At 70.3% G+C, this 279-nt stretch carries 1 pseudogene; it reads left to right on the plus strand.

Features of this window, described 5'->3' with window-relative positions:
- Positions 1-181 (plus strand): annotated as a pseudogene (locus H2O73_RS23940) (hypothetical protein); the annotation flags it as partial.
- Positions 182-279 lie beyond the last annotated feature (98 nt).

Here is a 279-nt window from a genome sequence, read left to right on the forward strand (position 1 = left end):
CAAATCCTTCATCGGCACTCTGTCCGCGACACCTCAGGCGGCGGACCGGGTGGCGGGGTCGGTCGCGGTGGCGTTGCACGGGGCCGCGCAGGGGGTTCAGGTCCTGCGGGTCCATGATGTAGAAGCGACGCGACAGGCGCTCGCCCTCTGGGCGCCGCTGACGCAGATCGAGACCGGGTAGGAAGGGGCAAGAACAGCCATGGCACGCAAGCTTTTCGGCACGGACGGGGTCCGGGGCACCGCCAACACCGCGCCGATGACGGCGGAGGTGGCCGTGCG

Source organism: Vibrio marinisediminis, assembly GCF_014050145.1.
Classification (GTDB): domain Bacteria; phylum Pseudomonadota; class Gammaproteobacteria; order Enterobacterales; family Vibrionaceae; genus Vibrio; species Vibrio marinisediminis.